This is a genomic window from Streptomyces sp. GL_148, from assembly GCF_057834205.1.
Genome location: NZ_JBYQMC010000003.1, coordinates 81,591 through 107,969 on the forward strand (window position 1 = coordinate 81,591; position 26,379 = coordinate 107,969).

General features: G+C 73.4%; 26 protein-coding genes. 22 read left to right on the forward strand and 4 right to left on the reverse strand.

Annotated elements, in window-relative coordinates; genetic code table 11:
• Window positions 1-61: 61 nt before the first annotated feature.
• Window positions 62-313 carry a hypothetical protein gene (locus tag AC3IYI_RS42730; protein WP_489412355.1) on the reverse strand — a complete coding sequence of 84 codons (252 nt, stop codon included), beginning with the start codon at window positions 311-313 and terminating at the stop codon, window positions 62-64.
• A 320-nt stretch (window positions 314-633) separates the two neighbouring features.
• On the opposite strand from AC3IYI_RS42730, the gene AC3IYI_RS42735 reads away from it, so the two are divergent.
• From AC3IYI_RS42735 to AC3IYI_RS42750, 4 genes are all read left to right on the forward strand, one after another.
• Window positions 634-1,455 carry an AfsR/SARP family transcriptional regulator gene (locus AC3IYI_RS42735; protein ID WP_243336500.1) on the forward strand — a complete coding sequence of 274 codons (822 nt, stop codon included), beginning with the start codon at window positions 634-636 and terminating at the stop codon, window positions 1,453-1,455.
• Between the two features lie 93 nt (window positions 1,456-1,548).
• Entirely contained in the window at window positions 1,549-2,355 is an 807-nt protein-coding gene (locus AC3IYI_RS42740) for a thioesterase II family protein (protein WP_489412356.1), read from the forward strand.
• Window positions 2,352-3,626 (forward strand): beta-ketoacyl-[acyl-carrier-protein] synthase family protein, encoded by a 1,275-nt coding sequence (locus AC3IYI_RS42745; RefSeq protein ID WP_489412357.1) that lies wholly within the window; start codon window positions 2,352-2,354, stop codon window positions 3,624-3,626. Before AC3IYI_RS42740 ends, AC3IYI_RS42745 begins: the two co-directional genes overlap by 4 nt.
• Window positions 3,623-4,879 (forward strand): ketosynthase chain-length factor, encoded by a 1,257-nt coding sequence (locus AC3IYI_RS42750; protein ID WP_489412358.1) that lies wholly within the window; start codon window positions 3,623-3,625, stop codon window positions 4,877-4,879. Before AC3IYI_RS42745 ends, AC3IYI_RS42750 begins: the two co-directional genes overlap by 4 nt.
• Before the next feature lie 57 nt (window positions 4,880-4,936).
• Here AC3IYI_RS42750 and AC3IYI_RS42755 read toward each other — a convergent pair whose 3' ends face one another.
• Window positions 4,937-5,170: a DUF6059 family protein gene (locus AC3IYI_RS42755; RefSeq protein ID WP_489412359.1), complete on the reverse strand. Its 234-nt coding sequence runs from the start codon at window positions 5,168-5,170 to the stop codon at window positions 4,937-4,939.
• 728 nt (window positions 5,171-5,898) lie between these two features.
• Between AC3IYI_RS42755 and AC3IYI_RS42760 the strand changes: the two genes are divergently transcribed.
• The 7 genes from AC3IYI_RS42760 to AC3IYI_RS42790 all read left to right on the forward strand — a co-directional run bounded on the left by AC3IYI_RS42760 (window position 5,899) and on the right by AC3IYI_RS42790 (window position 12,244).
• Entirely contained in the window at window positions 5,899-6,855 is a 957-nt protein-coding gene (locus AC3IYI_RS42760) for an aromatase/cyclase (RefSeq protein ID WP_489412360.1), read from the forward strand.
• On the forward strand, window positions 6,852-8,642 hold the full coding sequence (locus tag AC3IYI_RS42765; protein ID WP_489412361.1) for an acyl-CoA dehydrogenase family protein: 1,791 nt from the start codon (window positions 6,852-6,854) through the stop codon (window positions 8,640-8,642). Before AC3IYI_RS42760 ends, AC3IYI_RS42765 begins: the two co-directional genes overlap by 4 nt.
• Window positions 8,643-8,827: 185 nt before the next feature.
• Window positions 8,828-9,649 (forward strand): 4'-phosphopantetheinyl transferase family protein, encoded by an 822-nt coding sequence (locus AC3IYI_RS42770; protein WP_489412362.1) that lies wholly within the window; start codon window positions 8,828-8,830, stop codon window positions 9,647-9,649.
• Window positions 9,650-9,842: 193 nt separating this feature from the next.
• On the forward strand, window positions 9,843-11,330 hold the full coding sequence (locus tag AC3IYI_RS42775; protein WP_489412363.1) for a condensation domain-containing protein: 1,488 nt from the start codon (window positions 9,843-9,845) through the stop codon (window positions 11,328-11,330).
• 34 nt (window positions 11,331-11,364) lie between these two features.
• Window positions 11,365-11,523 carry a hypothetical protein gene (locus tag AC3IYI_RS42780; protein WP_243336509.1) on the forward strand — a complete coding sequence of 53 codons (159 nt, stop codon included), beginning with the start codon at window positions 11,365-11,367 and terminating at the stop codon, window positions 11,521-11,523.
• 3 nt (window positions 11,524-11,526) lie between these two features.
• Entirely contained in the window at window positions 11,527-11,778 is a 252-nt protein-coding gene (locus tag AC3IYI_RS42785) for a hypothetical protein (RefSeq protein ID WP_489412364.1), read from the forward strand.
• 46 nt (window positions 11,779-11,824) lie between these two features.
• Entirely contained in the window at window positions 11,825-12,244 is a 420-nt protein-coding gene (locus tag AC3IYI_RS42790; protein ID WP_489412365.1) for a pyridoxamine 5'-phosphate oxidase family protein, read from the forward strand.
• 119 nt (window positions 12,245-12,363) lie between these two features.
• On the opposite strand, the gene AC3IYI_RS42795 is transcribed toward AC3IYI_RS42790, so the two are convergent.
• Window positions 12,364-12,834: a nuclear transport factor 2 family protein gene (locus AC3IYI_RS42795; protein ID WP_489412366.1), complete on the reverse strand. Its 471-nt coding sequence runs from the start codon at window positions 12,832-12,834 to the stop codon at window positions 12,364-12,366.
• Window positions 12,835-13,001: 167 nt separating this feature from the next.
• On the opposite strand from AC3IYI_RS42795, the gene AC3IYI_RS42800 reads away from it, so the two are divergent.
• The 10 genes from AC3IYI_RS42800 to AC3IYI_RS42845 all read left to right on the forward strand — a co-directional run bounded on the left by AC3IYI_RS42800 (window position 13,002) and on the right by AC3IYI_RS42845 (window position 23,575).
• Window positions 13,002-14,474: an FAD-dependent monooxygenase gene (locus AC3IYI_RS42800; RefSeq protein WP_489412367.1), complete on the forward strand. Its 1,473-nt coding sequence runs from the start codon at window positions 13,002-13,004 to the stop codon at window positions 14,472-14,474.
• Window positions 14,475-14,522: 48 nt separating this feature from the next.
• Complete coding sequence (locus AC3IYI_RS42805) at window positions 14,523-15,221, forward strand: antibiotic biosynthesis monooxygenase family protein (protein WP_489412368.1); 699 nt, start codon at window positions 14,523-14,525, stop codon at window positions 15,219-15,221.
• Window positions 15,222-15,478: 257 nt separating this feature from the next.
• Window positions 15,479-15,808 carry a TcmI family type II polyketide cyclase gene (locus AC3IYI_RS42810; RefSeq protein WP_489412369.1) on the forward strand — a complete coding sequence of 110 codons (330 nt, stop codon included), beginning with the start codon at window positions 15,479-15,481 and terminating at the stop codon, window positions 15,806-15,808.
• Window positions 15,805-17,076 carry a beta-ketoacyl-[acyl-carrier-protein] synthase family protein gene (locus AC3IYI_RS42815; protein ID WP_489412370.1) on the forward strand — a complete coding sequence of 424 codons (1,272 nt, stop codon included), beginning with the start codon at window positions 15,805-15,807 and terminating at the stop codon, window positions 17,074-17,076. Before AC3IYI_RS42810 ends, AC3IYI_RS42815 begins: the two co-directional genes overlap by 4 nt.
• Window positions 17,073-18,287, forward strand: a complete 1,215-nt coding sequence (locus AC3IYI_RS42820) for a ketosynthase chain-length factor (protein ID WP_489412371.1) — start codon at window positions 17,073-17,075, stop codon at window positions 18,285-18,287. Before AC3IYI_RS42815 ends, AC3IYI_RS42820 begins: the two co-directional genes overlap by 4 nt.
• A gap of 62 nt (window positions 18,288-18,349) precedes the next feature.
• Window positions 18,350-18,622 (forward strand): phosphopantetheine-binding protein, encoded by a 273-nt coding sequence (locus AC3IYI_RS42825; protein WP_489412372.1) that lies wholly within the window; start codon window positions 18,350-18,352, stop codon window positions 18,620-18,622.
• A 12-nt stretch (window positions 18,623-18,634) separates the two neighbouring features.
• Window positions 18,635-19,423: a 3-oxoacyl-ACP reductase FabG gene (gene fabG, locus AC3IYI_RS42830; protein ID WP_489412373.1), complete on the forward strand. Its 789-nt coding sequence runs from the start codon at window positions 18,635-18,637 to the stop codon at window positions 19,421-19,423.
• A 50-nt stretch (window positions 19,424-19,473) separates the two neighbouring features.
• Window positions 19,474-20,418, forward strand: a complete 945-nt coding sequence (locus AC3IYI_RS42835) for an aromatase/cyclase (protein WP_489412374.1) — start codon at window positions 19,474-19,476, stop codon at window positions 20,416-20,418.
• A 2-nt stretch (window positions 20,419-20,420) separates the two neighbouring features.
• The gene (locus AC3IYI_RS42840) at window positions 20,421-21,965 is read left to right on the forward strand and encodes an FAD-dependent oxidoreductase (RefSeq protein WP_489412375.1); all 1,545 of its coding nucleotides are present in this window, start codon (window positions 20,421-20,423) and stop codon (window positions 21,963-21,965) included.
• Window positions 21,966-22,054: 89 nt separating this feature from the next.
• Entirely contained in the window at window positions 22,055-23,575 is a 1,521-nt protein-coding gene (locus tag AC3IYI_RS42845; RefSeq protein WP_489412376.1) for an FAD-dependent monooxygenase, read from the forward strand.
• 146 nt (window positions 23,576-23,721) lie between these two features.
• Here AC3IYI_RS42845 and AC3IYI_RS42850 read toward each other — a convergent pair whose 3' ends face one another.
• Window positions 23,722-24,804, reverse strand: a complete 1,083-nt coding sequence (locus AC3IYI_RS42850) for a methyltransferase (protein ID WP_489412377.1) — start codon at window positions 24,802-24,804, stop codon at window positions 23,722-23,724.
• Window positions 24,805-25,173: 369 nt separating this feature from the next.
• Between AC3IYI_RS42850 and eboE the strand changes: the two genes are divergently transcribed.
• Complete coding sequence (gene eboE / locus AC3IYI_RS42855) at window positions 25,174-26,352, forward strand: metabolite traffic protein EboE (RefSeq protein ID WP_489412378.1); 1,179 nt, start codon at window positions 25,174-25,176, stop codon at window positions 26,350-26,352.
• Window positions 26,353-26,379 lie beyond the last annotated feature (27 nt).

A 26,379-nucleotide genomic window follows, 5' to 3' on the forward strand; every position in this document is an offset into this window, starting at 1 on the left:
GATCCTTCCGTCCTTATCAGATCCTAGGCGCTTCTCGGAGCCGGTGGAGGATTTATAAGCCCTACGCAGGGATTCCTGGAGTATTCCTTGAGGGGGATTCAGGTGCCTCGCGGTTGCACGGCTGGTCGCCGGTCAGATCCGGAAAGCCCACCTGCACCCCGCGCCGGTGCCAGGCGCTCAGCAGCCGCAGCAGGGTCTTCGGATCCGGCAGGCCCTGCAGCCCGGGCGGGCCTGCGACCTGGTCCCGGGCGAGTCGGTTCAGCAGCCCGCGGGTGAGCGGGTCGGCGCTCGGCGCCGTCGAATCCGTTGCCATGGCCAAAAACGTAGCAGCGCCGCCTAGAGCGCCGAAAGAGAACTCGGTCGGCGGAAACGGGCCTTTACGTGACACGCTGGTGGCTCGGCGGTGGCGTGTCGGCGCTATCCCGGCTGCCGCCCGTGCGCCGGACCTGACGGTCCCATTGGAGAGGCGCTCAAGACGCACTCAATTCCTGCATATGAGACGGTCGGGGAAGTATATGGTGCCCCTCGTCCGCCGTCGACGGCAAAGACAAGAAGGGCCAGAAGGCGACAGTATCGAAAGACTCGAACACCGGCTTGTTGCCGACGTTGGCCGGCAAGGCGCGGAGGGGAATCATGAAGATCAAGGTCCTGGGTCCGTTGAATGTCGAAGTCAACGGTATATCGGTCGTCCCGACGGCGGGCAAGCCGCGCCAGATCCTGGCGCTGCTCGCGCTCTATCCGGGCAGGGTGGTGCCCGTTCCGACGCTGATGGAAGAGATCTGGGGCACCCACCTGCCGCAGAGCGCGCTGACCACGCTTCAGACCTACATCCTCCAGCTGCGCCGCAGACTGGGCACCGCCATGGGCCCGGACGCGCCCGGCTCGGCCAAGGACGTGCTCGCCACCCGGTACGGCGGCTACCTGCTCCAGGTCCCGGCCGAGGCGGTCGACGTGCGCACGTACGAGCGCCTGGTGGCGGAGGGGCAGCAGGCGTTCGAGGACGGTGAGGACGAGCGGCTGGCCAAGTGTCTGCGCGCGGCACTGGACCTGTGGGAAGGTCCCGCGCTGGTGGACGTACGCGTCGGCCCGATCCTCGACATCGAGGTGATGCGGCTGGAGGAGAGTCGGCTCGTGGCCCGCGAGCGGCGCATCGACGCCGACCTGCGGCTGGGCCGGCACATCGAACTCATCGCCGAGCTCACCGACCTGATCGCCCGCCACCCCCAGCACGAGGGGCTGCACTCGCAGGCGATGGTCGCGCTCTACCGGTCGGGCCGGCAGGCCTCCGCGCTCGACGTCTACCGCCGGATGCGCCAGCGGCTGATCGACGAGCTCGGTGTGGAGCCCTCGCCGCAACTCCAGCGGCTGCACCAGGCGATGCTCGCCGTCGACCCGCGCCTGGACGTGGCCTGCGGGCCGCGGCGCAGCTCGACCTTCGATCTGTACGCAGCCTGAATCGAGTACCACTCAAGGCCCACGGGTGAGGCTCGGGCCGCGAAGGCGCCGTACCACGAACGTGCCCGCACAGCTTCACGGAGGAGGGCGACGATGGCTTCGCTGACGGCGGTAGAGGGGGCGGCGGGGCGGCGGGTACGGCTCCACTGCCTTGCCCACGCGGGCGCGGGGGTGGCCAGCTACCGTCGCTGGCCCGTCGCGGCCGGGCCCGGCGTGGACGTCGCGGCGCTGGTGCTGCCGGGCCGTGACAGCCGGCGGCGCGAGCCGCGCGTCACCGAGCGCGCAGCGCTCCTGGCGGATCTGCTGCCCCCACTGCTGGAGGCGGCCCGGTCCGGACCGTACGCGCTGTACGGCCACAGTCTGGGCGCCCTGGTGGCGTACACGCTCACCAGGGCGCTGGCGGACGCCGGGGTGCCGGCGCCGCTGTTCCTCGCGGTGGGCGCCTGTCTGCCGCCGCACGCCAGCGCCGCCCTGGTGGCCGCGGCGGAACTCCCCGACGAAGTGCTGCTGCCCCTCCTGGGCGACCTCGGCTCGCTGCCCAAGGGAGCCGCCGCCCGCCCCGGCGGGCTGTGGCACCGCAGTGTGCTGCCCGTCCTGCGCGACGACCTGCGCCTGGCCCGGGCACTGCGCCAGGCGGCCCTGGACCCCGTCACCGGAGGATCCGTGGATCTGCCCCTGCTCGTCTTCGCGGGCAGTGACGACCCGCTCGCCGTGCCCGCCGCCCTCGAGGAGTGGCGGCAGTGGACCACCGGGCCGATCACCGTACGCTCCGTCGACGGCGACCACTTCTTCGCGGGCGGGGACGTCCTGCCGGCCCTGGTCGGCGCGGCCTGCCGCGAGTACGAGGCGGCGGCCGCCGCCGGGGCGCCGGCGGGCGCGAGCGCGGGGGGTGCGCGGTGAAGCGCGTCGTCATCACCGGGGTCGGCGTGGTGGCCCCCGGAGCCATCGGCACCGCCAACTTCTGGTCCCTGCTGACCTCGGGCCGTACCGCCACCCGGGGCGTCACCCTCTTCGACGCCGCCAGCTACCGCTCACGGGTCGCCGCCGAGGTCGACTTCGACCCCATCGCGCACGGCTTCACCCTCGCCGACACCGAACGCCTGGACCGGGCCGCCCAGTTCGCGCTGGTCAGCGCCCGGGAGGCGGTGGCCGACAGCGGCCTGCACGCCGTACTGGCCGCGGGGAACCGGCTGCGCACCGGGGTCAGTCTGGGCAACGCGGCAGGCTGCGCCACCGGGCTCGCCACCCAGTACGCGCTGCTGAGCGACTTCGGCAGCACCTGGAACGTCGACCACTCCCGGGCCGCCGAGTTCCTCTACGACTACTTCGTGCCCAGCTCGCTGGCGGCCGCCGTGGCCCGCGACAGCGGCGCGCAGGGCTCGGTCAGCCTGATTTCCAGCGGCTGCACCTCGGGTCTGGACGCGATCGGGCACGCCGCCGAGCTGATCCGCGAGGGCAGCGCCGACGTGATGATCGCGGGCGGGGCGGAGGCACCGATCTCCCCCATCGCCATGGCCTGCTTCGACCGCATCCGCCTCACCAGCCCCCGCAACGAGGACCCCGCCACCGCCTCGCGCCCCTTCGACCGCACCCGGGACGGCTTCGTGCTCGGCGAGGGCGCGGCCGTGCTGATCCTGGAGGAGCTGGAGCACGCGCGCCGCCGGGGCGCTCGCGTGTACGCGGAGCTGTCCGGCTTCGCCTCGTACAGCAGCGCGCACCACATGACGGGGCTGCGGCCGGGCGGCCAGGACATGGCCGACGCCATCCGGGCGGCACTCGACGAGGCGCGGCTGAACCCGGTCGACGTGGACTACATCAACGCGCACGGGGCCGGCACCCGGCACAACGACCGGCACGAGACGAACGCCTTCAAGCAGGGACTGGGCGACCACGCCCGGCGCGTCCCGGTCAGCTCCATCAAATCGATGATCGGACACGCGCTCGGCGCCGCCGGGGCCCTGGACGTGGCGGCCAGCGTGCTGGCCATCGAGCACAGCACCGTGCCGCCGACCGCCAACCTGCACGAGCCCGACCCGAACTGCGACCTGGACTACACACCGCTGTTCGCCCGCGAGCAGCGCACCAGTACGGTGCTCAGCGTCGCCAGCGGCTTCGGCGGCTTCCACGCCGCCACCGTGCTGACCCGGCCCCGGCTGCGGGAGACGGCATGAGCGGCGCCAACGGCGCGAGCGGGGGCGTGCGCAGCCTGGCCACGGGCCGGGCGCTGGTCACCGGCATCGGCGTGGCCGCGCCCAACGGGCTGGGTACCGAGACCTGGTGGAGCGCCGTGCTGGAGGGCCGCAGCGGCATCGGCCCGATCACCCGCTTCGACGCCTCCGGCTACCCGGTGCGGATCGCGGGCGAGATCCCCGGCTTCGTCGACGAGGAACACATCCCCAGCCGCCTGCTCCCCTCCACCGACCGGGTCACCCGCCTGAGCCTGGTCGCGGCCAAGGAGGCCCTGGAGGACTCGGGCGCCGACCCGGCCGCGCTGCCCGGCCACCGGGCGGGCGTGATCACGGCCAGCTCCGCGGGCGGCACCGAGTTCGGCCAGCGAGGGCTGGAGGCACTGTGGGGCAAGGGCGCCCAGTACGTCAGCGCGTACCAGTCCTTCGCCTGGTTCCACGCGGCGGGAACCGCCGAGATCTCCATCCGGCACGTGCTGCGCGGCCCCGCCTCCGCCGTGGTCACCGAGCAGGCGGGCGGGATCGACACCCTCGCCCGCGCCCGGCGCGAGATCCGCAAGGGCGTGGCCCTCATGGTGACCGGAGGCGTCGACTCGGTGCTGTGCCCCTGGGGCTGGGCCGCTCACCTGGCAGACGGCCGGCTGAGCACCCACCCCGATCCGGCGCGGGCCTACCTCCCCTTCGACGCGGAGGCTTGCGGCCATGTCGTGGGTGAGGGCGGCGCGCTGCTGGTGCTGGAGGACGCGGCGGCCGCCGCTGCGCGTGGCGTCCGCGGGTACGCCGAAGTGGCCGGGTGCGCGGCGACCTTCGACGGCGGGCCCGGGGAGGAGCGGCTCAAGGAGGCGGCCGAACTCGCGCTGGCCGACGCCCGGGTGAGCCCGGACCAGGTGGACGTGGTGTTCGCCGACGGGGCGGGGGAGCGGTCCGCCGACCGGGCCGAGGCCGAGGCGCTGGCCGCCCTGTTCGGGCCGTGCGGGGTGCCGGTGACCGCACCCAAGTCGATGACGGGCCGGCTGGGCGCCGGGGGTTCCTCGCTGGACCTGGCGGCGGCGGCGCTCGCGCTGCGCGACAAGGTGGTGCCCCCGACCACCGGAACGCGGCGGGTCGCCGCGGACTGCCCGCTGGATCTGGTGACGGGCGCGGCGCGGGAGCTGCCCGGGCTGCGGACCGTGCTGGTGCTGGCGCGCGGGTGGGGCGGCTTCAACTCGGCCGCGGTGTTGCGGGCGGTTGATGCCTGAGCCGGCCGGCGCAAGGCTGGGCGGGCCGGCCGCCGTCTGAGGGCGGCGAGGGCTCCGCTACAGCAGTCCGTCCGCACGGGCGGACCGGCGTAGCTCGCGCCGCAGCCGGCGCTCCAGCGGAGTCAGCGGCAGGTCGGGCCGCATCCGGTCCGGGTGTCCCGGCGGGGGCGCGTCCCACATCGGGCCGGGGGCCGGGCAGGTCTCCGGCCCGACCTGTCCCACGGCGTGCAGGCGCCCGAGGGCGATCAGCCCCTCCCACACGGCGCGCACAAAGGCTGTCAGGGCGTGCATATCGCCTCCAGGGCGTTCGGCCGCCGCCGCGCGGGCGGGCGGGACGTGCGGTCACGATCCGCCCCCGTGGTCGAGTAGCCGACGCGGACGGCCGGAACGCGGCTGGATCCCGGGTGCATGCCCGGGCGCGGTGCAGCGGGGCTCCACTCGAGCCGAACCGCGGTAAGGACCCCGGCGGCGCGCAGGCCGGAGCCGCCCACCAGGACGGGGGTGGCCGGGTGGGCGGCAGCGGCGGTCGCGAGCCGGGCCGGGGAAGCGGAGCCGCCCCGGGACGCCGGAGGCGTCGTGCGTCAGGTCGACGCCGCCCGAGCTTCCGCCCGGAGAGTCTCGGCGGCCGGGCTCGCGGGCGGCTCAAGCGGAGGGGGCGGACCCTCCCGGGGCGACGTACGCCCACGCCGGCGCACGTGCAAAAGGGGAGGCCGGGCCTTCGGATCGAGGCGGACGCAGCGGGCGGCTGGAGCCGCGCTCCAGTCAAGCCCGTGCGGTCTGCGAGCCGTTCCGGACAGTGTCTTGGGCACGGCCGTCGGCCCAGGGCCGCCCGACAACGTCTGTCGGCGGCCCTCAGCGGCAGGCGGACGGGTTCGCCGGTGTGAGGGCACCGGCGCAGTGGTGGCACCGTGCCGGGCGGGGGTCGGAGCCCCGCCGGTACGGCGGCACCGCAGCCCGGACCGCAGCCCGGACGCCGCCGGTCGGAGCCGGCCGGCGTACCAATGAGGAGGGTGTGGAAGATGTCGGATGCGCGTGTGCACCGCACGGTCCACGAAGTGATCGCGGCGGCCCCGGCCGGAGTGATGTACGGGCTGATCGCGGACGCCACCCGGTGGCCGTTGTTCTTCGCGCCTTGCGTCCATGTCGAGCAGCTCGACTTCGACGGGACGCGGGAGCGGCTGCGCATGTGGGTCACCGCGGGCGAGAGCGTCAAGTCCTGGGTGTCCAGCCGGCACCTGGACGTGGAGCGGCTGCGCGTGGCGTTCACCCACGACCTGCCCGCCGCGCCCACGCAGTCCATGAGCGGCGTGTGGACGGTGGTACCGCTGGGTGAGTACGCCGCCAAGGTGACCCTGGAGCACTCCTTCACCGTCACCGGGGACGTGCCGCAAGACGTGGCCTGGGTCGAGCGGGTCACCCTCGAGAACAGCCGCGCCCAGCTGGACCGGCTGGCCGAGCTCGCCGAGCGCTGGACGCGTCTGGACGACCTGGTGTGGTCCTTCGAGGACACCGTACGGGTCAACGCCCCCAGCGAGCTGGTGTTCGACTTCCTATACCGGGCGCGGGACTGGCCCGCCGAACTCCCGCACGTCAACCGGCTCGACCTGGTCGAGGACGAGCCGGGCGTACAAGTGATGTCCATGGGCAGCCTGTCCGTCGACGGCAGCGCGCACAGCACCGAATCGGTGCGCATCTGCTTCCCGGGCGCCCAGCGCATCTGCTACAAGCAGACCCGCACCTCGCCCCTGCTGACCGCGCACACCGGCGAATGGTCGGTCGAACCCGACGAGTCCGGGGTGACCCTGACCGCCCGGCACCACGTGCTGCTGTGCGAGGAGAACATCGAGAGCGTGCTGGGCGAGGGCACCGACGCGGTGGCCGCGGGCCGGCACGTGCGCGAGGCGATGGGCCAGGCAGGCCTGTCCGTACTGCGCCACGCCGCGCAGTACGCCATCGACTCGGTCCGAGTCCTGTGACCGCGGTCCAGGACACCACGGCCCCCGTACGGGAAACCCACGCACCCGTACGGGACAAAGGTGAGGCGGCGCCCGCCGCCGCGTCCGAGCGCGCCGCCCGGCTGGAGGCGGCCCTCGGCGACCCCCTCGACCCGGACAACCCGCACGGACACCTGGCGCTGCTGCGCGCCGACGAGGCCCGCGAGGCCCCGGCGGCCACCGAGGCGCTGCTCGCCGAAGCGGGCCTGGGCGCCGAGTTCGTCCCGTACGACCTCGGCGGCCGGCTCACCGACCTGGAGGAACTCGCTCGGGTACTACGCCCGTTGTTCCGCCGCGATCTCGCGCTCGGCTACGGATTCGGCATCACCTCGCTCTTCGCCGCCTGCGCGGTGTGGACCGCGGGCGACGAGCCGCAGCGCCGGGCGCTGGCCGCGCACCTCCTCGACGGCGGCCGGGTCACGATCGTGCACCGCGAGGTGGCGCACGCCAACGCGATCCTGCGCAACGAGGTCGAGGCGAGGCCCGGCCCGGACGGCGGCTGGGTGCTCAACGGGCACAAGGACGTGGTCATCAACGCCCACCGCGCCGAGGCCTTCGTCATGTACGCGCGCACCGCGAGCGAGGACGGACCGCGCAGCCACTCCGTGCTGCTGCTCGGCCCCGAGCCGCCCGCCTCCGGCGAGGTGCGCAGGCTCGGCAGGGTCGAGATGCCGGGCATGCGCGGCGCGCACTTCTCCGGACTCGAATTCGCCGATGTGGCCGCGGGACCCGAGGCACTCGTCGGCGAGGCCGGCGAAGGGGTGTCGCTGGCGCTGCGCAGCTTCCAGATCAGCCACTGCCTGATTCCGGGCGTGGTGCTGGCCGGCGTGGACAGCGTGCTGCGCCAGGCCGTGCACGCAGCCGTGGAGAACCGGCCCGACGGATGGCCCGCCCGCCGCTGGCAGAAGGTGCTCGCCGGGGTCTTCGCGGACCTGCTGGCCTGCGACAGCATGGCCGTCACCGGGCTGCGGGCGATGAGCCTGCTGCCGGAGGACGCCTACCTGCTGGCCGCCGCGGTCAAGTACACGATGCCGGACCTGCTGCGGGAGGACCTGGAGGAGCTGGCGACCGTGCTCGGCGCCCGCGGCTACGACCGCGGGCCGCTGTACGGCGGCTTCCAGAAGCTCGTACGGGATCTGCCGGTGGCCGGTCTCGGACACGCGGGGACGGCCGTGTGCCAGGCGGTGCTGGTGCCGCAGCTGCCGGCGCTGGCGCGCACGGCGTGGTTCCAGACACCGGAGCCGCCGGCGGGGCTGTTCCAACCGGGGGCGCCGTTGCCCCCGTTCGACCACCGGCGCCTCGCGCACTCCGGTACGGACGACCTGCTGACGGCGACTCTGGTCGGCGCGGCGACCCGGCTGGCGAAGGGGCGCTCCGGGTACGCCGACGGGTCGCCGCACGCGGTGCTGGCGGGGCTCGCGCAGACGTTCGTGGCGGAGCTGCGGGTGCTGAGGGCGCGGTGCGCCGCGTTGAGCGCGCCGGTCGGCGGCACCGGATTCGACGCGCAGGCCTGCGCGCTGGCCGACCGGTACGCGCTGGTGCTCGCGGCGGCGGCGGTGCTCGGCATGTGGGAGGGGCAGGCCGGGACCGGATCGTTCCTGGAGGAGCCCGCCTGGGCCGTGCTCGCGCTGAGCCGGATCGCACGGCGGCTGGGGGCGGTGGTGCCGGACCTTCCCGAGGGCGTGGTGGGCTCGGTGCTCGGTGAGGTGCTGGGGCGGTGCCGGGAGGGACGGAGCCTCGACCTGTACGGGACGGCGCTGGCGGGTTGAGGCGTGCGGTGACCTCACCCGACGGCTCGGCGGCGCGGCCCGGCGGCCCGACCGGCCGGCCGCCCGACCACCCGCCTTCCGGTCACGGCACCGCAGACGTGTCGGGGCGGTGGACGAACGCCCCGGCCAGATCGCCGTCCGCCCCGCGGGACCGGGACGGACGGCACTACACGCAGGAGACGACGATGGACCAGGTGAGATGCGCCGCCCCCCTTCGTGTGCCGCGGCCGCACGGTCCGTGGCAGGGGGTGAAGGAGAACCTGACCGGGCTCGGGAACGCGGTGGTCCACACGACCTGGAGCGAATGGCTCCCCAGCGTGCTGACCACACCCCGGCTGCGCGAGCTGCTCGGGCCGGACTGGGACCGCTACCGGCGTACCCCCGACGCCACCGTGCGCTACCGCTTCGCGGCCGCCCGGCTGCTCATCAAGTACACGGCGGCGGCGGCGCTCGGCATCCCGCCCGAGTACCTCGACCTGGCCTACCGGCTGGGCGGGCGCCCCTATCTGCGCGGCTTCGACCAGATCGAGCTGAGCCTGTCCCACACCGGCGACCTGATGGCCGTCGGGCTCAGCCGCACGGGCCGGATCGGCGTGGACGTGGAGCTGGCCAACCGCAACGTACGGCTGGAACTGCTGGAGGCGCAGATCCTGACCCCGACCGAGATGACGGAGATCGCCGGGATGCCGGAGGCGGAGCGGGTCCCGTACGCGCTGAAGCTGTGGACCCTCAAGGAGGCGTACAGCAAGGCACTCGGGCAGGGGCTGCGGCTGGGCTTCAAGGAGTTCGGCTTCCAGCAGTCCGGCTCGGGGGGCGCGCGGCTGCACGCCCCGGACGGCAGCGCGGCGACCCGGGGGGAGTGGGGCTTCGCCACGCACCCGGTGATGGGCCGCTACCTGCTGAGCACGGCCTGCCACGACGCGGGGCTGTCCACCGCGAACGACACGTCGGTGGGGACCATGCTCGACCAGGGATTCCTGTCGGCGATGAACCAGAGCGCGAGCTGACCCGCGGCCCGGGTCCGGGCCTTGAGGCGTTCTGTGGCGGACTTCGAGGCGCGTCAGCGCATCGACAGCTCCCCGGCAGCGGGTTGCTCCACGGTGGGCCCGGGAGTACCGCGCCCTCGGGCGCCCCGCTCCCCGGGCCGTCCGGCGTTCCGGGCCCCGTACGGGAGGATCGGGACCGGAGGAGGGCGACCGCATGGCCAGGTCGAGCCGCCCGCGCACGGGCCGGGGACGAGGCGGCCGCCAGGCAGCCTCCGCCCTGCCGCTGACCTGGTGGCAGCACGACCTGCTGCTGGACTCACTGGAGCACCGAGGCACCGGCCGCCACGTGGAGCAGCTGTCCTGGCGCTGGTGCGGGCCGCTGGACACCGAACGGTTCACCGCGGCCTGGCAGTCCGTCACCGACCGGGAGACGGTGCTGCGCGCCGCCGTCGACTGGGAGCCGTGGCCGCGCGTGGTCCTGCACGACCGGGCCGCCGCCGAGGTCGTACACCACCGGGCCGGCGGCGTCGACTGGGACGAGCTGGTGGAACGCGACCGGCTGCGCGGCTTCGACCTGCGCGGCCCCGGACCGCTGCGGGTCACCCTCGTCGACGACCCGGCGCCCGACGCACCCGCCACGCGCGTGCTGCTCACCTTCCACCACGGACTGCTGGACGCCTGGAGCGTGTTCGTCCTGCTGGACGAGTTCTACCGGGCCTATCTGGCCGGCGGCGCGCTGCCCGGAGGGGAGAGGCGGCCCGACATCCGCGACTGGGCGCGCTGGCTGGAGCACCAGGACCCGGGCCCGGCACGGGAGTTCTGGACCCGGACGGTACCCGAGGGCGCGCCTGCCGTGCTGCCCGCCGCGCCCGGCCCGGACACCCTGGAGAGCGGATGCGGCCGCGCCGAGGCGCGCTTGTCGGCCCGGGAGGCCGAGCGGCTGCACCGCTGGGCCGCGGCCCTGGCCATGCCCGACTCCACTGCGCTGCAGGCGGTCTGGGCGATGCTGCTCTACCGCGGCGCGGGCGTCAGCGGCCCCGCGCAGGTCGGATTCGGCGTCACCGTCTCGGGGCGCGGCATCGCCCTGGAGGCCGTTGAGCGGCTGCCCGCGCCGATGCGCAACTGCCTGCCGATGTCCGTCCAGGTCGATCCGGCGCACCGGCTGGGCCGGCTGCTGACGGTGTTGCGCGACCGCGCGCTGGACATGGCGGCGTACGAGTGGGTCTCCGCCGGGCAGATCCACGAGTGGACCGGCCGGGCCGCGGGCGGCGGGCCGCTGCTGGCGAGCCTGGTGGCCGTCGGGAGCGTGCCGCGCCCGCCGCGGGAACTGCGCGCCGGGCTGGCCGACCACGGCGTGCGGATCGAGCCGTTGTACGCGAGCGGCGCGCACACCGCCTTCCCCGTCGCCCTGCTCACGCACCGCGGCCCCGACGGCTCGCTGACGCTGACCGCCGCACACGACCGGTCCCGGATGTCCGGAGCCGATGCGGGCCGTCTGGTGGGACACTGCGCGCGGCTGCTGCGCGAACTGCCCGCCACCGGCGCCGAGACGACGCTCGCCCAGGTGCTGGCCATCCTCGAAGGGGACGAGCCGCCGCGGATCGCCCAGCGGCGCGGCTCGGCCGCCCAGCGGGCGGCCCGCTTCCGCCTTCACTCGATCGGCGATCGATCCGACGTCGAGCGGATCCCTAGCGGGTCTTGACACCGTGGGGCGACTCATCGTGAAGGAGCCGCCCATGTTCACCTACGACATCAGGCAAGATCTCCGGGAGGTCGAGATGTACTTCTTCGGCCTGGTCCCGGTGGGGGTCGCGCCGCCGCTGCGGCTGGCCGGAGCGGACGAGGACGACGCGGAGTTCCACGAGGAGTTCAGCATCGTCCGCGGTATCGACTAGCCCGTGTCCTACGGAACCCCACCGGTCGACCGCCTTGCCGACCCCGTCTCCACTCAGCTCTCCACCCACCTCTCCACCGACCTCTCCACCCACCTCTCCGCTCACCTGGCCGTTCGCGTCGCGCGGCTGCGCCGTGTCGTCTGGCTCGCCGTACGGGGTGCGGATCCGGCCGTCGGCCGCCCCGGCGGCCCGGCCCCCTGGGTGACCCATGGCCGGAACCAGACGGTTCCGAGCGGAACCCGACCCCTCGCATAGCTCCGCTCCAGCCCCGGTCGGGCGGTCCCAGCGAAAGAAGGAATCGATGTCGCTGTCGAAGCAGCGCGCCGGCGCACCCCAGGTGTCGCCCTCGGTCGAGGCGTTCCTCAACGACCCCGAGCACGTGGGCGTGCTCACCACCGTCAGGCCCGACGGAACGCTGCACACGGCGCCCGTACGGTTCACCTGGGACGGGACGGCCGGCCTGGTCCGGGTCATGACCGTCGCCTCCTCGCGCAAGGCGCGCAACCTGCTGGCCGACCCCGGCGGCCGGGTGGCGATCTGCCAGGTACAGGGCTTCGCCTGGGTCACGCTGGAGGGCCCCGGCACGGTGGTGCGCGAGCCCGGGCGGGTGGCCGAGGGAGTCAAGCGGTACGCCAAGCGGTACTGGTCGGCGCCGCCGAACCCGCCCGGCCGGGTGGTCATCGAGATCGAGGTCGACCGGGTACTGACCCTCAACACCTGAGCAACACCTGAACACCCGAGCAGTACCTGCTCCAGGCCTGCGCCCCACCGCGGCCCCGGCGCCCGAGCGCGCGGCGGCAGCCCTCCCGGCCGCGCCGCGCGCTCACCCGTACCGCGCGCCTACGCGGCCGGCGGGGGTGTGCCGTCCGCCCACAGCAGGCGGAAGGACAGCAGGGTCAGCCGCCACCCGGCGGGGGTGCGCAGGGCCTCGCCGTTGACGAAGGTGCCGGTGGTGAACAGCGGCGCGAGCACGCCCTGCGGCGGGACGTGGCGCGGGTGGTGCACCTGCGTGGAGGTCAGGTTGGCGCGCAGGGTGGCCCGGTCCCCGTCCAGGACGACCACGGCCGGGGAGCCCAGGTGCTGGGTGGCGGCGAAGGCCGACAGGGCCCTGCGGTGGAACTCGGCCATGCCCTCGGTGCCCTCGTGCCGGCTCATCGGCGGGAAGGCCACCACCGCGTCCGGGGTGAACAGCTCCGCCGCCCAGGCGTCGTCGAGCTCTTCGTCGTCGAGGGAGACCAGATAGCGGTTCAAAAGGGCCGCCACAAGAAGGCTTGCGGTGCCGGATTCTTCGAGGATTTCGGTGGAGGTCATCCCTGAGGATTCGCCCGGCCCGGCCCGTCCGGGCAAGCCCGCCTGACAAAGATCTGACATTGGCGACGCTTTTCTGTCATTGATTTGTCGAAGGTCTGTATCACTCGCTCTTTACGCCCCGCCCGGCCCCTCGCGATACTAGCCGAACACCAGTGGGAAGAGGCGGGATGAGCAGCTTTGATGTAGATGCCATTGTTGTGGGAGCCGGGCCCACCGGACTCATGCTCGCAGGCGAGTTGAGGCTCAATGGAGCCTCGGTGATAGTCCTTGACAAACTTGCCGAGCCAATTAAGGAATCACGGGCGCTCGGCTTTTCTGCGCGGACCATCGAGGAATTCGCCCAGCGCGGCCTGATAGCCCGATTCGGCGAGGTCGGCGTCATTCCGGTCGGCCACTTCGGCGGCGTCCCGCTCGACTACCAGGTGATCGAAGGCGGCTCGTACGGCGCCCGGGGCATCCCGCAGGCCCGTACCGAAGGCGTCCTCGGCGGCTGGGCGCGCGAACTGGGCGCCGAGATCCGCCGCGGCGTCGAGGTCACCGGCCTGGCCCAGGACGACGAGGGCGTGACGGTCACCGCGCAGGGCGCGGACGGCAGCCTCACCCTGCGCGCCCGCCACGTGGTGGGCTGCGACGGCGCCCGCAGCATCGTGCGCAAGCTCGCCGGCATCGACTTCCCCGGCACCGAGCCGTCCCTCGAGCTGCGCTTCGCGGACGTGGCCGGCGTACCGCTGCGCCCGCGCTTCAGCGGCGAGCGCGTCCCCGGCGGCATGGTGATGGTCATTCCCATGGGCCCGGACCGCAGTCGCGTCATCTACTTCGACAGCGCCGAGCCGCTGCGCAAGAGCCCCGAGGCGATCACCTTCGCCGAGGTGGTCGAATCCTGGCAGCGCCTGACGGGCGAGGACATCAGTGGCGCCACGCCGCTGTGGGTCAGCTCCACCACCGACAACAGCCGCCAGGCCGCCGAGTACCGGCGCGGCCGGGTGTTCCTGGCCGGCGACGCCGCGCACATCCACCTGCCCATCGGTGCGCAGGGCATGAGCGCGGGCGTCCAGGACGCGGTGAACCTCGGCTGGAAGCTCGCCCTGGACATCCAGGGCCGGGCGCCCGAGGGCCTGCTCGACACCTACCACGCCGAGCGCCACCCGGTCGGGGCCCGCATCCTGACCAACACGCTCGCCCAGCGCATCCTCTACCTCGGCGGCGACGACATCACCCCGATGCGCGAGGTCTTCGCCGAGCTGGTGGACCACCACGAATCGGTCCGCCGCCACCTCGTCGGCATGGTCACCGGCCTCGACATCCGCCACGACGTCGGCGCGGGCGACCACCCGCTGCTCGGCCGGCGCCTGCCCGACCGGGAACTCGTCGTCGACGGCGAGAAGACCTCGGTCTTCGCGCTGCTGAACGCCGGGCGCGCCGTGCTCCTCGAAATCGGCGGCGACCACGGTCTGCGCGAGGCGGCCGCCGGCTGGGCCGACCGCGCCCCGGTGGTCCGCGCCGACCAGCCCGACTGCGACGCCCCGGTGGCCGGCATCCTCGTCCGCCCCGACGGCTACGTCGCCTGGCTCGCGCCCGAAGGCGCCGGCCCCGAAGGCCTCACCGACGCTCTCACCCGCTGGTTCGGTCCCGCCAACTGAGCGCGCCCCGTCCCGCCCGTCCGTACCCTCCATAGGAAGCGAACAAAAATGGCTTTCATCTCCCTCGAGGACAAGCACCTGACCGTCCTCAACCTCTTCACCACCGACGCGCCTGAGAAGCAGGACAGCCTGGTCGAGGAGATGCGGAAGATCGTCGACGCGGCGACGTACGAGGGCTGGATGAACAGCACCGTGCACGCGGGCGTCGACAGCCTGGGCACCTGCAACTTCATCCAGTGGCGCAGCGGCGAGGACCTGGAGCGGCGCTACGAGGGCGAGGAGTTCAAGCACCGCACCCTCCCCGTCTTCGGCGAGATCACCACCTCGATCAAGCTGCTCCAGAACGAGGTCGCCCACACGGTGACCTCGGACGCCCTCGGCGGCAAGGTCGAGATCGGCCCGCACCGCGACGACTACACCGTCCTCGGCGTCTTCTCCGTGACCGACGACGGCCAGGACGAGGCCATCGACGCCCTCGGCAAGGGCCAGGAGTTCCTGGCCGAGGTCCCCGGCTTCCGCTCGCACGTGGTCCTCAAGGGCCTGCGCGCCCGCGGCCTGGACGGCAAGTTCGTCGTCTCCTACGCGCAGTGGGACAGCAAGGAGGCCTACGAGGCCTACCGCGACCGTGCCTCGGAGCAGCAGTCCGCGGCGCGCCAGGAGGCGCAGAACCGCATCGCCGCCGTCTCCTCCGGCGCCCCGTACATCAACTCGTACACCGTGGTGCACTCCCGCTCCGCCGGCGAGTGAACCGGAGCGCTCCCCACGGCAAGACGGGACCGCAAGGCCCCGGACGCCCGGCACCCCGCTCGGGGAGCCGGGCGTCCCGCGTACACGCCCCCCATCCATGAGAAGTCGCGCGGCGCACCCCGCTCCGGCGGAATTCGAGAATCCCCCGTGCGGCGCGCTATCGCCAGGCGGGACCGTCGAGGTCGGTGGCGTTTTCAGGCCACGCAGGCCGCGCCTGCACCGCGCTCTCCCGCGCACACGCTGAGGAGCCAAATCGTATGCACAGCACGTTGATTGTCGCCCGGATGGCAGCAGCCTCGTCCGCCGATGTGGCAAAGCTGTTCTCCGAATTCGACGCGACGGACATGCCCCAGCGCATGGGAACGCGGCGCCGCCAGTTGTTCTCGTACCGGGGCCTGTACTTCCACCTCCAGGACTTCGACGAGGACAACGGCGGCGAGCTGATCGAGCAGGCGAAGAGCGACCCGCGCTTCGTCGGGATCAGCGAGGACCTCAAGCCCTTCATCGAGGCCTACGACCCCAAGACCTGGCGCTCACCGGCCGACGCGATGGCCGCACGCTTCTACAGCTGGGAGACGCCCGCGTGACCCGCCGACGCGTTGTCATCACCGGAATCGAGGTGATCGCCCCCGGTGGTGTCGGCAAGGAGAAGTTCTGGAACCTGCTGAGCGAGGGCCGCACCGCCACGCGCGGGATCACCTTCTTCGACCCCTCGCCCTTCCGCTCCCGGGTGGCCGCCGAGATCGACTTCGACCCGTACGCACACGGGCTGACCGCGCAGGAGGTGCGCCGCCTGGACCGGGCCGCGCAGTTCGCGGTGGTCGCCTCGCGCGGCGCGGTCGCCGACAGCGGCATCGAGCTGGGCGGGATCGACCCGCACCGCATCGGCGTCACCGTGGGCTCCGCGGTCGGCGCCACGATGGGCCTCGACGAGGAGTACCGGGTCGTCAGCGACGGCGGCCGGCTCGACCTGGTCGACCACACCTACGCGGTCCCGCACCTCTACAACCACATGGTGCCGAGCTCCTTCGCCTCCGAGGTCGCCTGGGCCGTGGGCGCCGAGGGCCCCTCCACCGTGGTCTCCACCGGCTGTACCTCCGGCCTCGACTCGGTCGGCTACGCCGTCGAGCTGGTCCGCGAGGGCTCGGCGGACGTGGTGATCGCCGGCTCCTCGGACGCCCCGATCTCCCCGATCACCATGGCCTGCTTCGACGCCATCAAGGCCACCACCCCCCGCCACGACGATCCGCAGCGCGCCTCGCGCCCCTTCGACGGCACCCGCAACGGGTTCGTGCTGGGCGAGGGCGCCGCCTTCTTCGTGCTGGAGGAGCTGGAGAGCGCCAAGAAGCGCGGCGCGCACATCTACGCCGAGATCGCCGGCTACGCCACGCGCTCCAACGCGTACCACATGACGGGCCTGCGCCCCGACGGCCTGGAGATGTCCGAGGCCATCAACATCGCCCTCGGCGAAGCCCGCCTGAACCCCGAGGCGATCGACTACATCAACGCGCACGGCTCGGGCACCAAGCAGAACGACCGGCACGAGACGGCCGCCTTCAAGCGCAGCCTCGGCGACCACGCCTACCGCACGCCGGTCAGCTCCATCAAGTCGATGGTCGGGCACTCGCTCGGCGCGATCGGCTCCATTGAGATCGCCGCGTCCGCCCTGGCCATGGAGTACGACCTCGTGCCCCCCACCGCCAACCTGACGACGCCCGACCCCGAGTGCGACCTCGACTACGTCCCGGTCAACGCGCGCGACCAGCTGGTCGACGCGGTCCTCACGGTCGGCAGCGGATTCGGCGGCTTCCAGAGCGCCATGGTGCTCGCCAGCCCCGAGAGGAGCCTCGTATGACCGCGTCGGTGGTGGTCACCGGCCTCGGTATCGCCTCCCCCAACGGGCTGGGCGTCGAGGACTACTGGTCGGCGACTCTTGGCGGGAAGAACGGCATCGGCCGGATCACCCGCTTCGACCCGTCGAGTTACCCCGCCCGTCTGGCGGGTGAGGTCCCCGGCTTCGTCGCCGAGGACCACCTGCCCTCGCGCATCCTGCCGCAGACCGACCGGGTCACCCGGCTCGCGCTGGTGGCCACGGACTGGGCGCTGCAGGACGCGGGCGTCGACCCCGCGCAGATGTCCGAGTTCGACATGGGCGTCATCACGGCCTCGGCCGCGGGCGGCTTCGAGTTCGGCCAGGGCGAGCTGCAGAACTTGTGGGGCCGGGGCAGCCAGTACGTCTCGGCGTACCAGTCCTTCGCCTGGTTCTACGCCGTCAACAGCGGCCAGATCTCGATCCGCAACGGCATGAAGGGCCCGGCCGGCGTCGTGGTCAGCGAGGGAGCCGGCGGCCTCGACGCCGTCGCCCACGCCCGTCGCCAGATCCGCAAGGGCACCGCGCTGATCGTCACCGGAGCCGTCGACGCCTCCATCTGCCCGTGGGGCTGGGTGGCCCAGCTGTCCACCGGCAGGCTGTCCACCAGCGACGAGCCCGCCCGCGCCTACCTGCCCTTCGACCGCGACGCCCGCGGCTTCGTGCCGGGCGAGGGCGGCGCGATCCTCATCACCGAGGACGCCGACGCGGCGCGCGCCCGTGGCGCCCGCATCTACGGCGAGGTCGCCGGTCACGGCTCGACGATGGACCCCAGGCCCGGCAGCGGCCGCGAGCCGGGCCTGCGCAAGGCCATCGAGCTCGCCCTCGCCGACGCGGGCGCCGACTCCGGCGACATCGACGTCGTCTTCGCGGACGGCGCCGGCGACCCCGCGCTGGACCGCATCGAGGCCGAGGCGATCAGCGCCGTCTTCGGAGCCCGGGCCGTCCCGGTGACCGTGCCCAAGACGATGACCGGACGCCTGTACTCGGGCGCGGCCCCGCTGGACCTGGCCGCCGCCTTCCTGGCCATCCGCGACGGAGTCATCCCGCCGACCGTGCACGTCGACCCGTGCCCGGACTACCCGCTCGACCTGGTCCTGGGCCAGCCGCGCCCGGCACCGGTGCGCAGCGCGCTGGTCCTGGCCCGCGGCAGCGGCGGGTTCAACTCCGCCATGGTCGTGCGCGCCGCCGAGTAGGGCGGCCTCGTCCGCCCGTACGCCACCACCCACGCAGCATCACGATGAAAGGGACATCCACCATGGCCACCAAGGCGTTCACCCTCGACGACCTCAAGCGCATCCTGAAGGAGGCCGCGGGCGTGACCGAGGGCGTCGACCTGGACGGCGACATCCTCGACACCGAGTTCGACGTGCTCGGCTACGAGTCCCTCGCCCTGCTGGAGGCCGGCAGCCTCATCGAGCGCGAGTGCGGCATATCCCTCGACGAGGAAGCCGTCAACGACGCCCACACGCCGCGGACCTTCATCGACGTCGTCAACACGCAGCTGGCCGCCCCGGCCACGGCAGCCTGAAGGGACCCGGACATGACTCAGCACGCCACCCCCAAGGTCGCCGTCGTCACCGGCGCCACCAGCGGCATCGGCCTCGCCTCGGCGCGTCTGCTCGCCTCGCAGAACCACAAGGTGTTCATCGGCGCCCGCAACGCCGACAACATCGCCGCCACCGTCAAGGAGCTCCAGGCCGAGGGCCTGGACGTGGACGGCGCGGTCGTCGACGTCCGCGACACCGCCTCGGTGGACGCCTTCGTCCAGGCCGCCGTCGACCGCTTCGGCACCGTCGACGTCGTGGTCAACAACGCCGGCCGGTCCGGCGGCGGACCGACCGCCGACATCGCCGACGAGCTGTGGCAGGACGTCATCGAGACGAACCTCAACAGCGTCTTCCGCGTCACCCGCGCGGTGCTCACCATCGGCGGCATGCGGGGCAAGGACCGCGGCCGGATCATCAACATCGCCTCCACCGCGGGCAAGCAGGGCGTCGTCCTCGGCGCTCCGTACTCCGCCTCCAAGCACGGCGTCGTCGGCTTCACCAAGGCGCTGGGCAACGAGCTGGCCCCCACCGGCATCACCGTCAACGCGGTCTGCCCCGGGTACGTCGAGACCCCGATGGCCCAGAAGGTCCGTCAGGGCTACGCGGCCGCCTACGACACCTCCGAGGACGCCATCCTCGAGAAGTTCCAGTCGAAGATCCCGCTCGGCCGCTACTCCTCCCCGGAGGAGGTCGCCGGCCTGGTCGGCTACCTGGCCTCGGACACCGCCGCCTCCATCACCTCGCAGGCGCTCAACGTCTGCGGCGGCCTGGGCAACTTCTAGCAGGGCCCGCCCCCACGCACCCACCGAACACCACCTGAGGAGAACCCGCCATGACCACGCGTGAGGTCGAGCACGAGATCACCGTCGGCGCCCCGGCCGCCGCCGTGTACCAGTTGCTCGCGGACGTGACCAACTGGCCGCGCATCTTCCCGCCCACCATCCACGTGGACCGGGTCGAGGCCGAGGGCGCCGAGGAGAAGATCCGGATCTGGGCGACCGCCAACGGCCAGCCGAAGAACTGGACCTCGCGCCGCACCCTGGACCCGGAGGGCCTGCGCATCACCTTCCGCCAGGAGGTCCCGGCGGAGCCCGTCAAGCACATGGGCGGTACCTGGATCATCGAGCCGCTCGGCGAGGCGCAGTCCCGCGTCCGGCTGCTGCACGACTACAGCGCCGTCAACGACGATCCCCACGACCTGCTGTGGATCCAGCGGGCGGTGGACAAGAACAGCACCTCCGAGCTGGCCGCGCTCAAGGTCAACGTCGAGGCGGCGCACGCCGCGCAGACCGAGGAGCTGACCTTCTCGTTCACCGACACCGTCCAGGTCGCGGGCTCCGCCAAGGACGTGTTCGACTTCATCAACGAGGCCCAGCTGTGGGCCGAGCGGCTCCCGCACGTGGCCGTGGTGCGCCTCGAGGAGGACACCCCGGGCCTGCAGGAGCTGGAGATGGACACCCGCGCCAAGGACGGCTCGGTGCACACCACCAAGTCGTACCGGGTGGTCTTCCCCCACGACAAGATCGCCTACAAGCAGGTCACCCTGCCGGCGCTGATGACCCTGCACACCGGCGAGTGGATCTTCGCCGAGACCGACGAGGGCACCGCCGCGTCCTCGCAGCACACCGTCACCCTCAACACGGAGAACATCGCGCGCATCCTCGGGGACGAGGCCACCGTCGCCGACGCCCGCGCGTACGTGCACACGGCGCTGTCCACCAACAGCTCCGCCACCCTCGCGCACGCGAAGGCCTACGCCGAGTCCAAGGCCTCCTGAGCGTGGCGCCCGACCGTGTGACGGGCGGCCGCGAGCCGGCACCGGGCGGCGCGAGCCGCCCGGACCGGCTCGACACCGAGGTGCTCGTCGTCGGGGCCGGCCCCGTCGGCCTGATGCTCGCCGCCGAACTCGCCCGCGGCGGCGTGGACGTGGTCGTGGTCGAGAGGCGCCAGGCCCCCTCCACCGAGTCCCGGGCCTCCACGCTGCACGCCCGCACCATGGAGATCCTCGACGCGCGGGACCTGCTGCCCGACGTCGGCACTGCGCCCAACGAGCCGCGCGGCCACTTCGGCGGCCTCCCGCTCGACCTCACCCTGCCCAGCACCCACCCGGGCCAGTGGAAGGTGCCGCAGACCAAGACCGAGGCGGTCCTGGAGGAGTGGGCGATCTCGTGCGGCGTCGACATCCGGTGCGGCCACGAACTGGCCGCCGCCGGCGAGGTCGGCGAGCACGTCGAGGCCGAGGCCGTCGGACGGGACGGAGTCCTGCGGCTGCGCGCCCGCTACCTGGTCGCCTGCGACGGCGAGGACAGCACCGTACGGCGGCTGACCGGGGTGGACTTCCCCGGCCACGACGCCGGCCGGGAACTGCTGCGGGCCGACGTCGACGGCATCGACATCCCCAACCGGCGTTTCCAGCGCCTGGAGCGGGGGCTGGCCATCGCCTGGCGCAACGACGAGGGCGTCACCCGCGTCATGGTCCACGAGTTCGGCTCTACGGCCGCCCCGCGCACCGCGGACGCCTCGTTCGAGGAGGTCGCCACCGTCTGGAAGCGGGTCACCGGAGAGGACATCAGCGGCGGTACCCCGCTGTGGGTGAACTCCTTCGGCGACGCCTCCCGGCAGCTCGCCTCCTACCGGCACGGGCGCGTCCTGTTCGCGGGGGACGCCGCCCACCGGCAGATGCCGGTCGGCGGCCAGGCCCTCAACCTCGGCCTCCAGGACGCCTTCAACCTCGGCTGGAAGCTCGCGCTCACCGTGCGCGGGCTTGCTCCCGAGAGCCTTCTCGACACCTACCACGAGGAGCGGCACGCGGTCGGCCGCCGGGTCCTGGCGAACATCCGGGCCCAGGCCATGCTGCTGCTCGGCGGCCCCGAAGTGGAGCCGCTGCGCGAACTGGTGGTCGAACTGACCGGCCTGGAGGACGTACGGGCCCACCTGGCCGGAATGATCAGCGCACTCGACGTGCGCTACCCGGTGCCCGGCCCCGCGCACCCGCTGCTCGGCGCCCGGCTGCCGCACACCGTCGTGCGGTCCGGCGGGCGCGAGCTCGGCGGCACTGCCGAGCTGCTGCGGGCCCGCGGCGGTCTGCTGATCGACCTGGGCGGGACCGGCGTACAGGTGCCCGCCGGCTGGGCCGACCGGGTCACCGCGGTCGCCGGCGACCCGGAGCCCGGCTCGCTCCCCGGTGAGCCGGGGGCCGTTCTCGTACGGCCCGACGGCCACGTGGCGTGGGTGGGCCGATCCGGCGACGGCGACGGCGCCGGCGACGGGCTGGCCGAGGCGCTCGACCGCTGGTTCGGCCCGGCCCGCCCACCGACCCCCTGAGCGTCGCCCCCACGTGTACGTCCGCACCCCGCCGCACACCCACCCACCACCCAGTCTCCAGTGATTTTCACTGCTAGGAAGGACACCCCATGGAAGGGACCGAAGGGACGGCGGCGGACACCGACGTCATCGTCGTCGGCGCCGGCCCGACCGGACTGATGCTCGCGGGCGAACTGCGCCTGGGCGGAGCCCGCGTCGTCGTGATCGAGAAGCTGGCGGCGCCGACCGGGCAGTCCCGTGGCCTGGGCTTCACCGCCCGTGCCATGGAGGTGTTCGACGAGCGCGGGCTGCTGCCCCGGTTCGGCCAGGGCGAGACCCTCGCCACCAGCCCCGTGGGGCACTTCGGCGGCGCCCAGTTCGACTTCACCGTGCTCGAGGACGCCCACTTCGGCGCCCGCGGCATCCCGCAGGGGCAGACCGAGGCCGTGCTGGAGGGCTGGGCCGCCGAACTCGGCGCCGACATCCGGCGCGGCTGGGACTTCGTCTCCCTCGCCGACGGCTTCCTCGACGGGGACCACGTCGAGATCACCGTCCGTACGCCCGAGGGCGACGAGCAGCGGCTGCGCGCCGCGTACCTGGTGGGCTCCGACGGCGGCTCCAGCCTCGTCCGCAAGGCCGCCGGCATCGAGTTCCCGGGCACCGACGCCACCCAGGGCATGTACCTCGCCGACGTCACCGGCTGCTCCCTGCGGCCGCGGTTCCTCGGCGAGCGCCTGAACAACGGCATGGTGATGGCGGCCCCGCTCGCCGAGGGCGTGGACCGGATCATCGTCTGCCCCGACGGCCGCCCGGCGCACGACCGCGAGCGGACCGTCACCTTCGAGGAGGTCGCGGAAGCCTGGCAGAGCATCACCGGCGAGGACATCTCGCACGGCGGCGCCGACTGGGTCTCCTCCTTCACCAACGCCACCCGCCAGGCCTCCGAGTACCGGCGGGGCCGGGTGTTCGTGGCCGGCGACGCCGCGCACATCCACCTGCCGGCCGGCGGCCAGGGCCTCAGCACCGGCGTGCAGGACTCGGCCAACCTCGGCTGGAAGCTGGCCGCCGTGGTCCGCGGCGACGCCCCCGCCGCGCTGCTGGACACCTACCACTCCGAGCGGTGGCCGGTCGGCCGCCGCCTGCTGGCCAACACCCGTGCCCAGGGGATCGTCTTCCTCGGCGGCGCGGAGTCGGACCCGCTGCGCGAGCTGTTCGCCGAACTGGTCGGGTACGACGACGTCAAGCGGCACCTGGCCGGAGCGGTCAGCCACCTCGACATCCGCTACGACCTCGGCCCAGGCGCGGACTCCCACCCGCTGGTCGGCCGCCGGATGCCACCGCGGCTGTTGGTCGGCGCCGACGGCGAGCAGCGCACCGCGCGACTGCTGCAGCCGGGCCGGGCCGTGCTGCTCGACTTCGCCGACGATGCCGGGGTGCGCCGTACGGCAGCCGGCTGGCAGGGCCGCCTCGACGTGCACACCGTGTCCGCCAAGCCGGTCGACGGCCCGGACGTACTGGCCGGCGTCCCCGCGCTGCTGGTCCGTCCCGACGGGTACGTGGCCTGGGCCGGCGAGCCCGCGCAAGGGCTCGCGGCCGCACTGGAGCGGTGGCTGGGAGCCGCTTCCGCCTGACCTCCTCAGAGCGCCGCAGCCCCCGCACCGCCGTCAGACCGGCGGGGCGGGGGCTGCGGCGCGTGCGCGACCGCGCCGGCGGCACGTGGAAAGCCCCGGTTCCGTGTCGGGGGTGTCGCGGAACCGGGGCTGCTCAGGGATGTGCGTCAGACCGCGACGGCCTCCACGACCGAGACGGCCGCGGCGGTCTCCACGACCCGCTCCAGCTTGAAGCCGGCCTTCGCCACCAGCTCCGCGTACTGCGACCGGGTGCGCTCCTTGCCGCCCACGAGCAGCAGCAGCCACAGGTCGACGAGCTTGCCCGAGTGCGGCTCGTCGCCCTCCGGGACCACCATCTCCACCAGCAGCAGCTTGCCGCCCGGCTTGATCGCGGCGCGCACGTTCCGCAGGATCTGCAGGGCCTGCTCCTCCGGCCAGTCGTGCACGATGTGCTTCAGGACGTACGCGTCCGCACCCGACGGCATCGGGTCGAACAGGTCGCCGTCGGCCAGGACCACGCGGTCCGCGACGCCCTGCGACGCCAGGAACTCCGCGGCGCCGTTCCCGGCGACGCGCGGGTCCGAGAGGATGCCCTTGGTCTCGGGCGCGCTGTTGAGGATGCCGGCGAGCAGCCCGCCGTTGGCTCCACAGAAGTCCAGGACCGTGCCGAACTGCGAGAAGTCGTACGCGGCCACGACCGGCACGGTCTCGGTGGAGGACATGTTCCCCATCCCGCCGATGAACACCGCACCGTATTCCGGGTTCTGCATGAGGTATTCGAAGGCGCCCATTCCGCGCCGCTTCGGCAGGCTCGGCTCGCCGGTCCGCACCGCGTCCAGGAAACCGTTCCAGTCGTCCCAGTGCGTCGGGTGGCCCATCAGCACGCAGATGTCGCGCATCGTCATCGGGTGGTCGGCGCGCAGCGCGTCGGCCATCGGGGTCAGCGCCCAGAGGCCGTCGTCCTGGCGTGTGAACACGCCCTGGGTGGCGAGCAGGCGCAGCACCCGGCCCAGCGCCTCGGCGTTCGCGCCGACCTCCGCGGCCAGGTCTTCGGTTCGCCGCGGACCGGCCTGCAGGGCCTCGGCCACGCGCAGTTCCGCGGCGGCGTACAGCGCCTGGGTCACCATGGAGCCCATGGCCAGTTCGAGCAGGGCGAACGGGGGCGGGGCCAGCTCCCGGACCTGCTTCTGCAGGTCCGCCCGGGTCTTCTCCGCGGCGCGGACGACTTCGGGGGGCGGCACAGCGGGCATGAGTGTCCTCCATGGCAGAAGAGCGAGAGTTCTGTCCCAACCGCCGGAAGGGACCCGTCCCGCCACCATAGGGAGGGGGAGTGGACCCGCCCTGGAAAGCGACTTGTAGGCATCTGGAGCGGCCCGGCCGCCGGACGGCCGGCCCAGAACCGCTCGGCGGCCGCTCGACGCGGGCCGGAGACCGGTTCGTCCGGGACGAAGTACTCGGCATCCTTGGCCCGGCATCGCCTTGCGCAGTCCGACGCACCTGGAGGCCGACCGTGTCCGTTCGTACCGAGCCCCCCCTCGCCGAAGACCGGACCGCTGTGTGGCTGACCGGGGCCGGCGCCGCGCCCGAGCGGGCCACCGCCCCCGCCGAGGTGTAGGCCCGTGCGCTTCCGCCACCGCGACGGCACCACCGTCCACCTCGCGTACTCGACCACCGTGCACCCGGCCGAGACCCTTGACGGGCTCCTCGCCCAACTGCGCGCGTACTGCGAGCCGGTACGCCGTCGGCTGGGCCTGGAGCGGCTCGGCATCGGGCTGTGGCTGGCCGCGGACGCCGTCCGCGCCCTCGACGCCGATCCTCGCGCGCTCGCCGCCCTGCGCGGCGACCTCGACCGGCGCGGCCTGGAGGTCGTGACCCTCAACGGATACCCGTACCAGGGCTTCGGCGACCAGCGGGTCAACTACCGGGTCTACCGCCCGGACTGGGCCCAGGTCCAGCGCTACGAGCACACCCTCGCCCTCGCCCGGATCCTGGCCGCCCTGCTGCCCGAGGACGCCGCCGAGGGCACGATCTCCACCCTCCCGCTGGCCTGGCGCACCGTCTACGACGACGAGCGCGCCGCCCGCGCCCGGACGGCCCTGGCCGACCTCGGCGCCCGCTTGGACGACCTCGCCGACGCCACCGGCCGCTCGATCCGCATCGCCCTGGAACCCGAACCCGGCTGCGCCGTCGAGACCACCGCCGAGGCCATCGAACCCCTGCGGGCCATCGGCCACGACCGGATCGGCATCTGCGTCGACACCTGCCACCTGGCCACCTCCTTCGAGGAGCCGGGGCCCGCCCTCGCCGCCCTGGCCGCGGCCGGCGTCCCGGTGGTCAAGAGCCAGCTGTCGGCCGCCCTCCACGCCGAGCACCCCGACCGCCCCGAGGTCCGCGCGGCCCTCGCGGACTTCGCGGCCCGCGGGGAGTCCCGGTTCCTGCACCAGACCCGCACCCCCGCCGCCGACGGCCTGCGCGGCACCGACGACCTCGGGCCCGCCCTGGCCGGCGGGGCCCTGCCCGAGACCGGGCCCTGGCGCGCCCTCTTCCACGTACCGCTGCACGCGACCCCCGCCGCGCCCCTGACCGCCACCCTGCCCGTCGTGAACGAGGCCCTGGCCCACCTGGTCGGCGGCGAACGGGCGCTGACCGGGCACCTGGAAGTGGAGACCTACGCCTGGCAGGCGCTGCCGCCCGCCCTGCGCCCGCGCACCGCGGAGCAGCTCGTCGACGCCGTCGCCGCCGAACTCGCGCTCGCCCGCGACCTGCTGACGGAGCACGGCCTGAAGGAGCTGCCGTGACCACCGCCCCCACCGCCCCGGCGCCGG

Bases quoted from the DNA above. Each gene is read 5' to 3' on its own strand.
- AC3IYI_RS42730 (WP_489412355.1), bottom strand. From the start codon at position 313: ATGGCAACGGATTCGACGGCGCCGAGCGCCGACCCGCTCACCCGCGGG.
- AC3IYI_RS42735 (WP_243336500.1), top strand. From the start codon at position 634: ATGAAGATCAAGGTCCTGGGTCCGTTGAATGTCGAAGTCAACGGTATA.
- AC3IYI_RS42740 (WP_489412356.1), top strand. From the start codon at position 1,549: ATGGCTTCGCTGACGGCGGTAGAGGGGGCGGCGGGGCGGCGGGTACGG.
- AC3IYI_RS42750 (WP_489412358.1), top strand. From the start codon at position 3,623: ATGAGCGGCGCCAACGGCGCGAGCGGGGGCGTGCGCAGCCTGGCCACG.
- AC3IYI_RS42755 (WP_489412359.1), bottom strand. From the start codon at position 5,170: ATGCACGCCCTGACAGCCTTTGTGCGCGCCGTGTGGGAGGGGCTGATC.
- AC3IYI_RS42760 (WP_489412360.1), top strand. From the start codon at position 5,899: ATGTCGGATGCGCGTGTGCACCGCACGGTCCACGAAGTGATCGCGGCG.
- AC3IYI_RS42770 (WP_489412362.1), top strand. From the start codon at position 8,828: ATGGACCAGGTGAGATGCGCCGCCCCCCTTCGTGTGCCGCGGCCGCAC.
- AC3IYI_RS42775 (WP_489412363.1), top strand. From the start codon at position 9,843: ATGGCCAGGTCGAGCCGCCCGCGCACGGGCCGGGGACGAGGCGGCCGC.
- AC3IYI_RS42780 (WP_243336509.1), top strand. From the start codon at position 11,365: ATGTTCACCTACGACATCAGGCAAGATCTCCGGGAGGTCGAGATGTAC.
- AC3IYI_RS42790 (WP_489412365.1), top strand. From the start codon at position 11,825: ATGTCGCTGTCGAAGCAGCGCGCCGGCGCACCCCAGGTGTCGCCCTCG.
- AC3IYI_RS42795 (WP_489412366.1), bottom strand. From the start codon at position 12,834: ATGACCTCCACCGAAATCCTCGAAGAATCCGGCACCGCAAGCCTTCTT.
- AC3IYI_RS42800 (WP_489412367.1), top strand. From the start codon at position 13,002: ATGAGCAGCTTTGATGTAGATGCCATTGTTGTGGGAGCCGGGCCCACC.
- AC3IYI_RS42805 (WP_489412368.1), top strand. From the start codon at position 14,523: ATGGCTTTCATCTCCCTCGAGGACAAGCACCTGACCGTCCTCAACCTC.
- AC3IYI_RS42810 (WP_489412369.1), top strand. From the start codon at position 15,479: ATGCACAGCACGTTGATTGTCGCCCGGATGGCAGCAGCCTCGTCCGCC.
- AC3IYI_RS42820 (WP_489412371.1), top strand. From the start codon at position 17,073: ATGACCGCGTCGGTGGTGGTCACCGGCCTCGGTATCGCCTCCCCCAAC.
- AC3IYI_RS42825 (WP_489412372.1), top strand. From the start codon at position 18,350: ATGGCCACCAAGGCGTTCACCCTCGACGACCTCAAGCGCATCCTGAAG.
- fabG (WP_489412373.1), top strand. From the start codon at position 18,635: ATGACTCAGCACGCCACCCCCAAGGTCGCCGTCGTCACCGGCGCCACC.
- AC3IYI_RS42835 (WP_489412374.1), top strand. From the start codon at position 19,474: ATGACCACGCGTGAGGTCGAGCACGAGATCACCGTCGGCGCCCCGGCC.
- AC3IYI_RS42845 (WP_489412376.1), top strand. From the start codon at position 22,055: ATGGAAGGGACCGAAGGGACGGCGGCGGACACCGACGTCATCGTCGTC.
- AC3IYI_RS42850 (WP_489412377.1), bottom strand. From the start codon at position 24,804: ATGCCCGCTGTGCCGCCCCCCGAAGTCGTCCGCGCCGCGGAGAAGACC.